The following is a 13,804-nucleotide window of genomic DNA, read 5'->3' as shown; positions in this document are numbered from 1 at the left end:
CTGTTGGTTATTTTCTTGCAGATTTAACTCTAACAGAAATGGGTTCTTTTTTCATTTATTTGATGAAAAAAGTTTTTGCTTCCAAGCTTTAGTTATCGCCATTTAAACTACTTTGTGTGAAAAGCTGTGAATAATTCAGGTTCTAAATTATAAATATTTTGTAATTTCAAAAAAAAGAGTAAGCATAGTTGATTAGCGAAGGAGTATAATCTAAATAGACGCCAATTCGCAGTGAATGAATCTTAGTATGGAGAGGGTAAAGGTGTACAAGATTTTACTGGTTGATGACGAGGAATTAGAACGCAAGGTTTTGGGTTTTACCTTGCAAAATTCCGGCTTGCCCATCCAGATATTGGGCGAAGCCAGCAACGGGCGGGAAGCCTTGGCTATTGTCCACCAAACAGTCCCCGACTTGATTATCATGGACATCAAAATGCCCGGAATTAATGGAATCGAAGCAACCCGGCAAATTAAGGCCTATTACCCGGCTATAGAAGTCATTATCTTAACCGCCTATGGCAAGTTCTCATATTCTCAACAGGCCATAAAGGCTCAGGCTACAGATTATTTACTGAAGCCGATTCAGCCCCAAAAGCTGATTGATGCTGTTAAGCTGGCTATTGATAGATTGTCTCGTAAGAATTTTCGTCCCGGACCGCCTTTGGATTTGAACGGCCTTGAGGAACATGTGAAAACAGGAAATCTCGAGGAGGCCAAGCGTGAGTTCGCTAGGCTTTTAGAACTTCTTCTGGACTCAGAGCCTAATCCTATAACTTACCAGCTTAATTCTTTTGGCTTATGCGTCTTGATTATTGTTATCCAGGCTGCCTTATCCACAGGAGCAGACCCTGCTCAAGTATCTGCTCTCGAGCATGAGTTAGCTCAAGAGTTGTCTCATCTATCATCCTTCGCAAGCCTAAAAGCTTGGGGAGAGTTGGTTCTGGAAAAATCGATGAGCCTTTTCACTCATAATTATGCTATTAATGACCAGACACTGGTCCATAAAGCCATTGATTATATCGAACTTAATTATGCCAGGGATATCTCACTGGATTTGGTGGCGGCACATGTTCACCTCAGTACGGCTTATCTTAGTCGGATATTTAACAAGAAGGTCGGTATGGGCTTTTCCGAATATCTGGCCCAAATACGGTTGAAAGAAGCTAAACGTCGCTTACGTACCTCTGATGAAACAATGGACCAGATTGCGGAAGCAACAGGTTTTAGTTCTAACAGCTACTTTTCCGCGGTATTCAAGAAGCATGAAGGGGTTACTCCATCAGAGTTTCGAACTAAACAAAAATCAAGTGGGGCTTAGGGCATTTAAAGAATTTCAGAGGCTTTTTTGCCGTATTCGCCTGTATGAATAGCATGTAATCAACAGCGCAAGTTTGAGTCCAGAGTTATTAGAGTGTTGTAGGCTAATAAGAGAAAAACTTGTATACAGTGTTCTTTCCTGAAACCACTAGACTAGATTTCTTTGTTCGCATATAATGACTTTATTAAGTGAAAGAAACTTCTATGATCATTGATACGTAGGTAGGGAATAAAAGAGTTAAAGAGATTTGCAGGCTACTAGGGAATCAACAATTCGTGGTTTACCATGATACATATTTAGGCACGAATCTTATGGATTTGAGTGAAGTAGTGATAGAGAGAGCCATTTCAAAATGAAGGGCTCTTTTTCTTATTATTTTAGTCGATTTCCAAGGATTCTGAACTGGGCACCAAGTGTTTTTAACTTGGAGTGTTTGAGTGTATAAGAGAGCCCCCATCGATTAATGATTTGGGGGCTCTCTTTTTATTTTTCTTTTGAAAGAATTGATTTTGATGAAGGGTGGTGATGGGATGGGATAGGACTTTATTTTGATTCATGTGAAATTACGCCTTATGAACAAAGCAATTCAAATTTGAAGGAGGATGGATTATATGAAAATGATCAGAGCAATTGTAAGACCGGAGAAGACGGAGAGTGTGGCTGAGGCGTTAGCACAGGCTGGAATGCCCTCGCTGACAAAAATGCACGTCTTTGGTCGAGGTAGGACAAAAGGTATTCGGATTGGGGACGTGGTTTATGATGAGTTTCCTAAGACCCTGCTGCTTTTAGTTATCGAAGATGAAAAGTTGGATGAAGCTATTTCGGTAATTCTCGAAAGTGCCAAAACCGGAACCATGGGCGATGGCAAGGTCTTCGTGACCGAAGTTGAAGAAGCGTATACCGTAAGTAAAGGGACAAAGGGGTTGTAGAAATGAAGGAAATAATGACTTTAATTCGACGCCATCAGGTACCCGCTACAAAGAAGGCTTTTGAAGATGCCGGTTTTCCCGCTCTGACGATTCAAAGTGTTGAGGGCCGCGGTAAGCAAGGCGGAATCGGAGGATGGGCTGCTGAAGTTGACCCTGAATTGAATTCCGTGATGAGTCCTGACTTCGCTGATGAGACCCGATTTAATTGGATTCCCAAACGGTTGTTAACGATTGTGGTGCAGGATGACCAAGTAGAAGAGGTTGTCGATGTAATTATTAAAACCAATCAGACGGGGCACATGGGGGACGGTAAAATCTTTGTCTGTCCTTTGAAAGAGGTTATACGCGTTCGCACGGGGGAAGTGGGAAGGGAAGCAGTGGTTTAGAGGTTCTAAAGGCTGAGTGAGAAGTTGAGATCGACAATTGGGGATCAAAGTATAAAGCTTGAAAGTAAAAAAATTAAGAGCTGGACAGTAAAGACTTCGATTTATTAGATATAGAGGAGATGTATTGACATGAGACAAATTGCGATATACGGCAAAGGCGGTATCGGAAAATCGACAACAACCCAAAACACGGTTGTCGCCTTAGCTGAAATGGGGAGAAAGGTTACCATTGTTGGCTGTGACCCTAAAGCCGACTCCACGCGCTTGATTCTTCACAGTAAAGCGCAAACGACCGTTATGGACTTAGCACGCGAACGAGGGACCGTCGAAGATTTAGAGCTGGATGAGGTTTTGGTGGAAGGATATCTGGGCATTCACTGCGCTGAATCAGGGGGTCCAGAACCAGGGGTCGGCTGTGCCGGTCGAGGGGTCATCACCGCCATTAACTTTTTAGAAGAAAACGGTGCTTATTCAGAGAACACGGATTATGTGTTCTACGATGTCCTTGGAGACGTAGTTTGCGGGGGCTTCGCAATGCCGATCCGGGAGAATAAAGCCAAGGAAATCTATATTGTTACCTCGGGTGAAATGATGGCCATGTATGCAGCCAATAATATTTCTAAAGGGATCTTAAAGTATGCGCTAACCGGGACCGTTCGGCTGGGTGGCTTGATCTGTAACAGTCGTCAAACCGATAAAGAACTTGAATTAATTGAAGCCCTGGCGAAAGGCCTCAATACTCAATTGATTCACTTCATACCCCGTGATAACGAGGTACAACGCGCTGAAGTGCGTAAAATGACCGTTATCGAACATAATCCTACCCATTCTCAGGCAAATGAGTACAGAACGTTGGCCAAAAAAATTGAGAATAACAAAATGATGACCATCCCAACTCCGCTCACCATGGATGCGTTAGAAGATTTAATGATGGAATTCGGGATCATGGATATGTAGTATCCATCGAATATAGCGTATAGAGAAATTAGGGAGGTCAGCGTTATGAGCATAAAGGAAACAACGGATTTCAGAAAACAAGTCGTGGAAGACGTTCTGAAGATTTATCCGGAAAAGGCTAAAAAGGATCGGAGGAAACACCTTGCGGTTAAAGAGGATAATTGTGAGGGATGCGCAGTCAAATCAAATTCAAAAACAGTTCCGGGTGTCATGACCGCACGGGGGTGTGCCTACGCTGGAGCTAAAGGGGTGGTTTGGGGTCCGGTCAAGGATGTGGTGCATATTTCCCATGGACCTGTCGGGTGTGGCTTTTATTCTTGGGGTAACCGCAGAAACTTAGCAGATGGTGAAATCGGCGTTGACAACTTTGTACCGTTTCTATTCACCTCCGACTTCCAGGAAAATGATATCGTTTTCGGTGGGGACAAAAAGCTGGAGACAATCATCCATGAGGTTATGGGGCTTTTCCCGAACGCCAAAGGAGTTTCTGTTCTCTCAGAATGTCCTGTCGGACTGATTGGAGATGACATTGAAAGTGTCGCTCGCCGCACGAGTAAGGACCTTGAAATCCCAGTCATCCCAGTTCGCTGTGAAGGGTTTAGGGGCATAAGCCAGTCCCTGGGCCATCATATTGCCAATGATGCTATTCGGGATCATCTCTTGGGTAAGGGACCCGGTCGAGAAGTAGGGCCGTACGACATTGGAATTATCGGCGATTATAATATTGGCGGAGATGCCTGGGCCAGTAAAAAACTCCTTGAAGAAATTGGTTTAAACGTAGTCAATATTTGGACAGGCGACTCTACGATGGAAATGTTGCAAAACGGGCACCTGGTCAAACTTAATTTAATCCACTGTACCAGAAGTATGAACTACATCGTCAAACACATGGAAGAAACTTACGGAACCCCCTGGCTGGAATTCAACTTCTTTGGGCCGACTAATATCAGAGAGTCCCTTCTTAAAATTGCCAAGAAATTTGACCAAACTATCATGGAAAAAACCCTAATCGTCATCGAAAAATATGAAGCCGCGATGGCGAAAGTGATTGAGTCTTACCATTCGCGCCTGTCCGGGAAAAAAGTGATGCTTTATATTGGGGGCCTTCGTCCGAGACATATGATCGGAGCGTATGAAGATTTAGGCATGGTGGTTATTGGTACGGGCTACGAATTTGCTCACAAAGAAGATTATGAGGTAACCATTCCTGAGTTAAAAGAAGGAACGTTGATTTATGACGATGTGAATGCTTATGAGCTCGAAGAGTTTGTCCAGAAACTAAAACCTGACTTGGTTGGATCTGGTATCAAAGAGAAGTATGTCTTTGAGAAAATGGGTCTTCCCTTCCGTCAAATGCATTCGTGGGATTATTCCGGTCCGTATCAAGGCTACGAAGGCTTCCCAATCTTTGCTCGGGATATGGATATGGCCATTAACAGTCCTACCTGGAAGTCAATAAAAGCACCTTGGACAAAATAAGTTTAGCGGAAAGGATGTCGCAGATGGAAACTCGTACTAAGGCAACAACAGCATGGCTAAATACTGTCGAATATCGAGAACTGAATTTTGCCCGTGAAAAGTTGGTCATCAACCCGGCCAAAGCATGCCAGCCCCTTGGCGCCTTGTTTTGTGCCTTAGGGGTCGAAGGGTGCCTACCGTTTACCCACGGTTCTCAAGGCTGCACTGCCTATTTTCGCAGCACGTTATCCCGTCATTACAGGGAACCTGTAGCAGCGGTAACAGATTCGATGACTGAGGATTCTGCGGTCTTTGGTGGGCAAAATAATCTTCACGAAGGGTTGAAGAATGCCTATACACTCTACCAACCAAAGGTGATTGCAGTTTTCACGAGCTGTATGGCTGAAGTCATAGGGGACGATATCAAGGCTTATTTAGGGAATGCTCGGGAAAAAGAATCGATTCCCCAAGATTTTCCGGTGGCCCTGGCCAACACTCCGAGCTTCAAAGGGTCTCATATAACAGGGTATGACTCGATGCTCAAAGGTCTCATAGAATGCTTAGCAACACCACGGCAGGCGGATAAAATCAACGATAAACTTTATATTGTGCCAGGTTTTGACACTTATCCGGCCAATCTTCGTGAATATAAACGTATCCTCAAACTGTTGAAAGCGCTTTATACCCTTTTACCCGACAATAGTGATGTTTTTGATGCTCCCAATCTGGGCACTTACCAAATGTACTCAGGAGGAACACCGATTACAGAAATGAACGATGCTTTAAACGCTGCCAGCTATTTATTCCTTCAGACGTATTCAACGCCGACCACCAGTAAATATCTTGCCAGTAAGGAAGTTCCCGTCGAAACGATTTCAATGCCCATCGGAATCGCAGGTATGGACAAATTCATTGAATCCGTGGCCAAATTCACAGGAGCAGAGGTTCCAGAGGAAATAACCTTTGAACGGGGACGTGCCGTCGATGCTATGACAGATGCTCATCCCTATATTCACGGCAAGAAATTTGCCCTGTTTGGTGACCCTGATCTCCTCATAGGGCTGGTCACGTTCCTGCTCGAAATGGGAGGAATGCCGGTCCATATCGTTTGCACAAATGCCACCCCAACTTTTATAACAGACATGGAAAGTTTACTTGCGTCAAGTCCTTACGGTCAAGAAGCCACACTCTATGCAGGCAAAGACCTTTGGCATCTCCGTTCCCTTCTGGTGACAGAACCCGTTGATATGTTACTCGGCGACTCTCATGGTAAGTGGGCTGCCCGTGACGCTAATATTCCACTGGTCAGAATCGGTTTCCCGATCACGGATCGGGTGAATCTCCATCGCTCTCCGATCATTGGGTATTCCGGAGTGATTAACTTAATTACCATGATTACCAATACGTTTTTAGAGGAAGTCGACAGGAACTCCACAGAGGCACACTTTGAAATGATGCGTTAAAGAACGGAGGGTTGCTTCATGTTTACCAATCTTACAAAGTTAGATCTTAAAGATAAAAAGTGCGTGTCAGATGCCGGTTCACCTAAATTATGCATGAAGGCCCTGCCCGGCGAAGGCGCAGAGAGGAGTTGCGCTTATGACGGGGCACGAGTTGTGCTCATGCCCATCACGGATGTTGCTCACCTTGTTCATGGACCGATTGCTTGTGCAGGAAACTCTTGGGATAACCGAGGAGCTCGCTCCTCAGGTTCCCAGCTTTTTCGACGGGGACTGACCACAGACATCATGGAAAATGATGTCATCTTCGGCGGAGAGAAAAAGCTGAAAGAGTCGATCTTGGAAATCGTCGCTCGACATAATCCCAAAGCCATCTTTGTCTACGCGACCTGTGTATCCTCGTTGATCGGAGATGACATTAACGCAGTTTGCGAAGAAGCAGAAAAAGAACTGACCATTCCGGTTATTCCCGTCAATTGCCCAGGTTTTTTGGGAGATAAAAATATCGGAAACCGTATTGCCGGGGAAGTTTTATTTGATCGGGTGATCGGCACAGCGGAGGGTTCTGATGAGAAAATTCCTCTGTCCATTAACCTAATTGGAGAGTATAATATCGCTGGAGATATTTGGGGAATTATACCTGACTTGCAAAACTTAGGGATCACACTGCAAACGGCGATTACCGGGGATGCCAAATTCGATACCTTACGTTCAGCTCACAGAGCAAGTCTCAATGTACTGATCTGTTCCAAAAGTCTTACTAATTTAGTCCGGAAAATGGAAATGCGCTATGGAATACCTTTTATAGAAGGGTCGTTCTACGGGATTCATGACACTTCTGAAACGTTGGGCAATATCGCCAAAGCACTCAAGGATCCTGATTTACTGGAGAGAACCCTGGTCTATGTTCAAAAGAGGGAAGACGAAACGCGCAAGATCATTGCAGGCTACAGAAAGTTACTGGAGAATAAGCAGGCCATCTTGTTTACGGGCGGGGTTAAAACCTGGTCGATGGTGTCTACCTTGGCTGAATTAGGAATCAATATTTTAGCTGGAGGAACGCAAAACTCCACCCCGGAGGATTTCCAGCGCATGAAAAAGCTGATGGATCCCTCAGCCCAAATTATTGAGGATACAAGTTCAGCGGGTTTTTTAAAGATTATTGCCGAGAAAAAACCGGATCTCATCGTTGCTGGAGGAAAGACAAAATATCTAGCACATAAAACGAGAACCCCGTTTTTGGATATTAACCACGGTCGAAAACTACCGTATGCTGGTTATCAGGGGATGGTTACATTTGCAGAAAGCTTAACGCATACGGTGCTGAGTCCTGTTTGGGGGCTTTTGAAACAGGAATTCCCCCCCCAGGAGGGTGATCAAGATGACTAATACGGCTGATACGAGACATTATCAGGGGAATCCACAGAAAAACAGCCCGGCTCTTGGGGCGACTCTAGCTTACCTCGGTGTCAATGGACTTTTAGCCTTACTCCATGGTTCTCAGGGGTGTTCCTCGTTCATTCGGTTACAGCTTTCGAGGCACTTTAAGGAACCGATTCCCCTTAATTCAACGGCCCTCTTAGAAGACTCCGTCATTTTTGGTGGTTGGGACCATCTTAAAAAAGGGATTGCCGTGGCAGCCGATAAATATAAGCCTCAAATTATTGGAGTGATGAGTACGGGGTTAACTGAAACCTTTGGCGACGACATGGTGAGCGCACTCTCTAGCCTTCGCTCAGAAAGACCGGATTTAGATGATATGCCTGTGGTTCTGGCAAGTACGCCGGACTATATCGGTTCTATGCAAGAAGGTTATCAGCGAACGGTAGAGGCTCTGATTACAACGTTGGCCGGGCATCCAAGCAAGACGTTTGAACAATCTGTCTCTAGCTCTAACGAAGATACTGCGCTGTCCATCATCTTAATACCTGGCTGTCATTTAACCCCGGGCGATGTCGATGAGCTAAAAGAGATTGTTTCGGAATTCGGATTTAGGCCGATTACTGTTCCTGATCTTTCAATTTCTCTGGATGGGCACGCTGAATTGGAAGCTGCCCCGGTCGTTCAGGGCGGAACCTTACTCGCAGATTTTCAGCGTTTACCAAAATGCAGTGCTTGTTTATCGTTTGGACTAAGTATGGAGAAAGCAGGAGAAATCCTGAAGGAAACGTATGGAATTTCCCATTTTAACTTTCCTTCATTAACTGGCCTTAAGGCGACCGATGCGTTCATTTTAACGTTAGCGAAGATATCAGGTAAGCCGATACCCGAGAAGCTCCTCCGTCAAAGAAGCCGATTGTTGGATACACTTGCCGACTATCATGGTCAACTTGGCGGTCAAAAGATCGCTATCGCCTTGGAAGCGGATCTCCTGTATAGTCTAGCCGCTTGCCTAGTTGAGGTTGGTTCCGAGATCTCAGTGGCTTTGGCAGCATCCCAGGGGGGTATCCACAAACTATCCCTACCGATTCCGATCGAAGTGGGAGATCTGGAAGCACTTGAGGAAAAAGCGGTTCATAGTAATTTGATCATTGCCAATTCAAACGGTCGTCAAGCCGCAGGACTACTCAAGATCCCTCATTTAAGAGCAGGACTGCCTGTCTTTGACCGTGCCGGCTATCCTCAAAAACGCTGGATTGGGTATGAAGGCACTCAACAATTTCTGTTTGATATGTTAAATTCACTAAGTTAGGGAGGGTACAGGTATGCTTATAGCCTTTGCCAGCAGCGACGGATTAGCCATTGATTCACATTTTGCTTCTGCTCCAAAGTTTGAAATGTATAAGTTTACAGGGACTGAGCAAGGCGTTATCCAGACATCTCTGGTTGTTGAGGACATGGCTGAAACCGAAGATAGAGTCGATGCACGGGTAAATATGCTCAAGGAGTGTGTCATCGTTTATTGCACACAGATTGGTGGTCCCGCAGCAGCACGTTTAGTTCAAAGTGGTATTCACCCTTTGAAAGTGCCAGAGGGGACGCTGATAACCGATGAACTTGAGAGAATGAGCAAGTTACTGCTTTCCCAAAAACTACCACCGTGGTTAAAAAAGAAACTGGATAAGGGAGAAGCCTAAACGCGAAATAATCTTAATGGGCAAAGGAGGGAGGGGCAAAAAGTGAGTGAAGTACTAATTTATGAAACCTTTGGCGGATTACCCTGGACTCCAAAGTTTATAGAATCGATCGATACAGCAGTATGCCTTGGATGTGGGCGATGTGTGAAATTATGCATCCAAAAATGCCTAGGTCTGGAAAGTTTCGAAGATGATGAGGGGACAGAGCGACACGTAGCAACCATTGTGAATAGAGACCAATGCATCGGTTGCCAGGCTTGTGGTAGCATCTGTATCCGCCACTGTCATACGTTTAAAGAAAAAATAGCCTAACTGGTGTGTGTGAGCGTAGGTAAATAAATGAAGGAAGATTAGCGCGCATAATAGCTCCGACTCAGGAACAGCGAACAAGTAGTCGTAGTAGTCTTGTCTCACTTCTACTAAATTAAGGATGCTAGGGGGCAGGATAGTGACTGATCAGATATTGAACCACACGATTCGAAGGGCTAAACACGCTGACATCGGCGGTATGATTAAACTGCTTAGAATTTTGTTTTCTATAGAAACCGATTTTGCCTTCAATGAGGAGACCCAACAGCGTGGTCTAGAAATGATGCTAGATGATTGCACTAATCGGTGCATTATGGTAGCAGAGCTAAATCAACAGATCGTGGGAATGTGCACGGCACAGATTTTGGTGTCTACTGCCGAAGGTGGAATAGTTGCTTTAGTCGAAGATTTGGTAGTTGAAGACGCATGTAGAGGGGAAGGCATAGGAAAGGAACTGCTATTAGCCATAGAAGGTTGGGCGATTGCACGAGGAGCAAGTCGCTTACAGTTATTAGCTGATCAAAACAACACGCGGGCGTTGGAGTTCTACAAAAAGATGGATTGGAAGGTTACCGAGCTAATATGTTTAAGGGCCTTAACCATGTAAGCTCCAAATATGAGGTGCGTGAAGATGGGTCAATGCATTGGTTGCCAGGCTTGTGGCAAGATGTGTGTTCGCCGCGCTTATATGTCCAAAGTGAAATCAGCTTGTATACAGTGTTCTTTCCTGAAACCACTAGACTAGATTTCCTTGTTCGCATATAATAACATTATCAAGTGAAAGAAAAAGAGTTAAAGAGATTTGCAGGCTAATAGGGAATCTACAATTCGTGGTTTACCATGATACATATCTAGGCACAAATCTTATGGATTTGAGTGAAGTAGTGATAGAGAGAGCCCCCATCGATTATGATTTTGGGGCTCTCTTTTTATTCTTCTTCCGAAAGTAATAGTCTCGATGAAGGGTGGTGATGCTCGATTTGCGAGTAGAAATTCCTGCATTTGATCGGGCAGGTGAAGATTTAAAAGTATGGATCGGTTATCGTTAAATACAAGGGCGGGTTAGGAGGAAAATGAGATGTTAAGAGTCGCTTTCTGTAGTGAGGATTCGGAACATATCGATTCCCACTTTGCACGAGGTTCACAAATCGTCATTTTCGAGTTTGATTCTTCGTCCTACCGGGAGGTTAATACGATTAATTTTAATTCTTCAGAATCCATAATTGAAGATGAAAAAGTTAATTTACGAATCAAGGCTGTCAGAGATTGTTCCATTCTTTGTTGTTCACAGATTGGAGGACCAGCCGCAGCTCGACTGGTCCAACAAAAAATCTTTCCTTTAAAGCTCGAAGAAGGAATGCTGATTGAAGATGCGGCACAAAGATTAAATCAACTTTTTATGAAAAATCCGCCTCGCTGGCTACAGAAGCAGATGTAACTTCATAGGTTCGACGTTACTACTTAAAATTTTATGGAGGTGTTGATTATGCACAGCTGTTCCCAAGAATTAATTCAAGAGAATACGAGTCCACGACTCAATCAAGGGCATCCTTGTTTCTCTATCGGCAAACATGAAAAAGCGGGTCGAATCCACTTAGCTGTGGCCCCCGCCTGTAACATCTCCTGTAATTATTGTGTTCGGAAATTTGATTGTGCTAATGAATCTCGTCCGGGGGTGACGAGTAAAGTGCTCAATCCTGAAGAAGCTTTAAAACAAGTTTACGACGCCAAACAGTCTGCTATTGGCAAATACTTGAACGTCGTGGGAATTGCGGGTCCGGGAGATCCTTTAGCAAACCCGGCTACCTATAAGACGCTAGCTTTGGTCCATGAGAGTTTTCCTGAGCTATCCCTTTGCCTGAGCACCAATGGCTTGCTCCTTCCTGAAAAAATAGATGACTTGGTGAATCTTGGCGTCTCCCACATTACTGTCACTGTGAATACTCTGGATGAGGGCACTGCTTCAGCTATTTACGGTTATATCCAATGGAAAGGCCATTCTTACATTGGCTTTGATGCGGCAAGAATCCTCATTGAGAATCAATTACGGGGTATTCAACTGGCTTCAGAGGCGGGACTTACAATTAAGATCAATACCGTGGTGATACCGGGGTTAAATGATAATGGACTAGAAGCCTTAGCCCGTGAGGTCAAGCAGAGAGGGGCACATCTTTTAAACCTGATGCCTCTGATTCCCCAAGCAAAGTTTGCGCATCGGATTTCACCGTCACGTCAAGAGTTGACAGAACTGAGGCAGCAGCTCGTGCCTATTTTGCCGCAGATGACTCATTGTCAACAGTGTCGAGCGGATGCAATTGGTTTGCTTTAAGGGGGGGGAATCTATGTTAGACGAGGTGTGGCTTTGTGATACAACTCTTCGGGATGGGGAACAAGCACCTGGTGTCGGATTTAGCTACGCAGAAAAGAAGAGGATTGCATCTCGTTTGGCTAGTGCTGGAATTGATGAACTTGAAGTTGGGGTTCCGGCAGCAGGTGCTGACGAATTAGAATCAATTAAGAAGCTTGTAGGGTTGCAACTACCCACACGACTGAGTACTTGGAACCGAGCTGTTCCAGGTGACCTCGAAGCGAGTTTTCAGACAGGGGTCAGGGGAGTTGGAATTTCCATTCCCGTATCAGATCAACATCTTCAACATAAGTTAAATAAAAGTCGGGCGTGGGTGATGGAAGTGATGGGAGAATGCGTCACCCTAGCGAAGAAGGAGGGAAAATATATTTGCTTGGGACTGGAAGATGCAAGCCGAGCTGATGTTGATTTTCTCTTAAAGATCGGTCAGGAGGCCGAACGGCTAGGGGTTGACCGGATCAGGTTAGCGGATACGCTTGGTATTTTGGATCCACTTGAGGTTCATTTGCGCTTTTCCCCTCTCCTTCAAAATATTAACCTTCCGCTTGAGTTGCATGCGCATAATGATCTGGGGATGGCTACAGCGAATGCGATAACGGCAATTCGCTCAGGGTTTAAAGCGGTGAGTGTAACGGTTGGCGGATTGGGTGAAAGAGCAGGCAATGCCCCTCTCGAAGAAGTTGCTGTTGCGCTCAAGTATATTCTAAAGCGGCCCGCCGCCTTCGATATCAGTCAAATGAATTCGCTCTGTTCACTCGTGAGTAGGATAACCCAGCGAGAAATTCCGCGGGCTAAGCCGGTTATAGGGGCTGATGTCTTCACTCACACCTCGTCCGTTCATCTTGATGGAATCCGCAAGGACATTAACAATTATCAATCCTTTCCTCCAGAAAGTGTCTCTCGTAAACACCAAATAGCCTTTGGCAAATATTCTGGAATGAAGGAACTTACGGGGTTGCTTAGGGCAAAGGGCGTTTTATTGGATGAGAATCAACGACTAGAGCTTCTCATGCGGGTAAGGTCACTCAGCAGCCAAAAGAAATCCCCTCTTGCGGCATCGGATATTCTTCCTATGGTTAAAAGCTTTCTGTAAGACTATTCGGGCTACTTTCGCTCATCGTTTGGAAGTATACTCCTTCGTGGTCAAAACGGTGAATGGTTTATCAAGGGCAATAAAGCCGTATACTAACCCGTAAAAATGGGTTTGTACACGGTTTTATTTTTACTATATAAGTTCCAAATAATTTTCTGCATATACTATTTTTGCAATTGCCCCTAAGAATAGTCGTGTTTGGATCAAGAAAAATGCACATTATTTATTGGAACTTATATAGTTGCTACTTTTCACTTGTTCATTGAATTATAATAAATACAAATTTTGGAGAAAATTTATTTATTTTTTATATAACCCAAGTTTGGCGACATAAATTACCAATGCAAGCTGGGAGCGGGTTTCAGGTTTCAAGAAATCTTTGTAGTCCCTAATCAAAAACAGAACCCCTTTAGCCCAGTAAAATCAATAGTTCGGAGAGGTCATTTTCC

Annotated in this window: 14 protein-coding genes; all 14 read left to right on the top strand. The window is 44.5% G+C overall.

From position 1 onward, the window contains the following. The first annotated feature begins 262 nt into the window (after window positions 1-262). The 14 genes from VM640_RS08965 to VM640_RS08900 all read left to right on the top strand — a co-directional run bounded on the left by VM640_RS08965 (window position 263) and on the right by VM640_RS08900 (window position 13,355). Window positions 263-1,318 (top strand): response regulator transcription factor, encoded by a 1,056-nt coding sequence (locus tag VM640_RS08965; protein WP_325391390.1) that lies wholly within the window; start codon window positions 263-265, stop codon window positions 1,316-1,318. A 611-nt stretch (window positions 1,319-1,929) separates the two neighbouring features. Next, window positions 1,930-2,247, top strand: coding sequence for a P-II family nitrogen regulator (locus tag VM640_RS08960; RefSeq protein WP_325391388.1), 318 nt, complete (start codon window positions 1,930-1,932; stop codon window positions 2,245-2,247). A 2-nt stretch (window positions 2,248-2,249) separates the two neighbouring features. After that, window positions 2,250-2,633 (top strand): P-II family nitrogen regulator, encoded by a 384-nt coding sequence (locus VM640_RS08955; protein WP_325391386.1) that lies wholly within the window; start codon window positions 2,250-2,252, stop codon window positions 2,631-2,633. A 129-nt stretch (window positions 2,634-2,762) separates the two neighbouring features. Then, window positions 2,763-3,590: a nitrogenase iron protein gene (gene nifH / locus VM640_RS08950; RefSeq protein ID WP_325391384.1), complete on the top strand. Its 828-nt coding sequence runs from the start codon at window positions 2,763-2,765 to the stop codon at window positions 3,588-3,590. A 45-nt stretch (window positions 3,591-3,635) separates the two neighbouring features. After that, entirely contained in the window at window positions 3,636-5,069 is a 1,434-nt protein-coding gene (nifD, locus tag VM640_RS08945; protein ID WP_325391382.1) for a nitrogenase molybdenum-iron protein alpha chain, read from the top strand. A 14-nt stretch (window positions 5,070-5,083) separates the two neighbouring features. Next, the gene (nifK, locus tag VM640_RS08940) at window positions 5,084-6,511 is read left to right on the top strand and encodes a nitrogenase molybdenum-iron protein subunit beta (RefSeq protein ID WP_325391380.1); all 1,428 of its coding nucleotides are present in this window, start codon (window positions 5,084-5,086) and stop codon (window positions 6,509-6,511) included. Between the two features lie 18 nt (window positions 6,512-6,529). Continuing rightward, on the top strand, window positions 6,530-7,897 hold the full coding sequence (gene nifE, locus VM640_RS08935) for a nitrogenase iron-molybdenum cofactor biosynthesis protein NifE (protein WP_325391379.1): 1,368 nt from the start codon (window positions 6,530-6,532) through the stop codon (window positions 7,895-7,897). After that, window positions 7,890-9,200 carry a nitrogenase iron-molybdenum cofactor biosynthesis protein NifN gene (nifN, locus tag VM640_RS08930; RefSeq protein WP_325391377.1) on the top strand — a complete coding sequence of 437 codons (1,311 nt, stop codon included), beginning with the start codon at window positions 7,890-7,892 and terminating at the stop codon, window positions 9,198-9,200. The genes nifE and nifN overlap by 8 nt, the downstream gene beginning before the upstream one ends. A gap of 13 nt (window positions 9,201-9,213) precedes the next feature. Next, window positions 9,214-9,585: a NifB/NifX family molybdenum-iron cluster-binding protein gene (locus VM640_RS08925; protein ID WP_325391375.1), complete on the top strand. Its 372-nt coding sequence runs from the start codon at window positions 9,214-9,216 to the stop codon at window positions 9,583-9,585. 42 nt (window positions 9,586-9,627) lie between these two features. Continuing rightward, the gene (locus tag VM640_RS08920; RefSeq protein WP_325391373.1) at window positions 9,628-9,897 is read left to right on the top strand and encodes a 4Fe-4S dicluster domain-containing protein; all 270 of its coding nucleotides are present in this window, start codon (window positions 9,628-9,630) and stop codon (window positions 9,895-9,897) included. Window positions 9,898-10,093: 196 nt separating this feature from the next. Continuing rightward, window positions 10,094-10,501, top strand: coding sequence for a GNAT family N-acetyltransferase (locus tag VM640_RS08915; protein WP_325391392.1), 408 nt, complete (start codon window positions 10,094-10,096; stop codon window positions 10,499-10,501). 471 nt (window positions 10,502-10,972) lie between these two features. Beyond that, window positions 10,973-11,332, top strand: coding sequence for a NifB/NifX family molybdenum-iron cluster-binding protein (locus VM640_RS08910; protein ID WP_325391371.1), 360 nt, complete (start codon window positions 10,973-10,975; stop codon window positions 11,330-11,332). Window positions 11,333-11,380: 48 nt separating this feature from the next. Further along, the gene (locus tag VM640_RS08905; RefSeq protein ID WP_325391369.1) at window positions 11,381-12,223 is read left to right on the top strand and encodes a radical SAM protein; all 843 of its coding nucleotides are present in this window, start codon (window positions 11,381-11,383) and stop codon (window positions 12,221-12,223) included. 13 nt (window positions 12,224-12,236) lie between these two features. Next, window positions 12,237-13,355 (top strand): homocitrate synthase/isopropylmalate synthase family protein, encoded by a 1,119-nt coding sequence (locus tag VM640_RS08900; RefSeq protein WP_325391367.1) that lies wholly within the window; start codon window positions 12,237-12,239, stop codon window positions 13,353-13,355. Window positions 13,356-13,804: the final 449 nt, after the last annotated feature.

The sequence above is a fragment of the Desulfitobacterium sp. genome (assembly GCF_035539115.1).
In the GTDB taxonomy this organism is placed as follows: domain Bacteria; phylum Bacillota; class Desulfitobacteriia; order Desulfitobacteriales; family Desulfitobacteriaceae; genus Desulfitobacterium_A.
The sequence above is the reverse complement of the archived record's forward strand: the minus strand, read 5'-3'. Positions and strand labels throughout refer to the sequence as shown.

Coding starts and splice junctions, on each gene's coding strand:
- VM640_RS08960 (WP_325391388.1), top strand. CDS start 1,930: ATGAAAATGATCAGAGCAATTGTAAGACCGGAGAAGACGGAGAGTGTG.
- VM640_RS08955 (WP_325391386.1), top strand. CDS start 2,250: ATGAAGGAAATAATGACTTTAATTCGACGCCATCAGGTACCCGCTACA.
- nifH (WP_325391384.1), top strand. CDS start 2,763: ATGAGACAAATTGCGATATACGGCAAAGGCGGTATCGGAAAATCGACA.
- nifD (WP_325391382.1), top strand. CDS start 3,636: ATGAGCATAAAGGAAACAACGGATTTCAGAAAACAAGTCGTGGAAGAC.
- nifK (WP_325391380.1), top strand. CDS start 5,084: ATGTCGCAGATGGAAACTCGTACTAAGGCAACAACAGCATGGCTAAAT.
- nifE (WP_325391379.1), top strand. CDS start 6,530: ATGTTTACCAATCTTACAAAGTTAGATCTTAAAGATAAAAAGTGCGTG.
- nifN (WP_325391377.1), top strand. CDS start 7,890: ATGACTAATACGGCTGATACGAGACATTATCAGGGGAATCCACAGAAA.
- VM640_RS08925 (WP_325391375.1), top strand. CDS start 9,214: ATGCTTATAGCCTTTGCCAGCAGCGACGGATTAGCCATTGATTCACAT.
- VM640_RS08915 (WP_325391392.1), top strand. CDS start 10,094: ATGATTAAACTGCTTAGAATTTTGTTTTCTATAGAAACCGATTTTGCC.
- VM640_RS08910 (WP_325391371.1), top strand. CDS start 10,973: ATGTTAAGAGTCGCTTTCTGTAGTGAGGATTCGGAACATATCGATTCC.
- VM640_RS08905 (WP_325391369.1), top strand. CDS start 11,381: ATGCACAGCTGTTCCCAAGAATTAATTCAAGAGAATACGAGTCCACGA.
- VM640_RS08900 (WP_325391367.1), top strand. CDS start 12,237: ATGTTAGACGAGGTGTGGCTTTGTGATACAACTCTTCGGGATGGGGAA.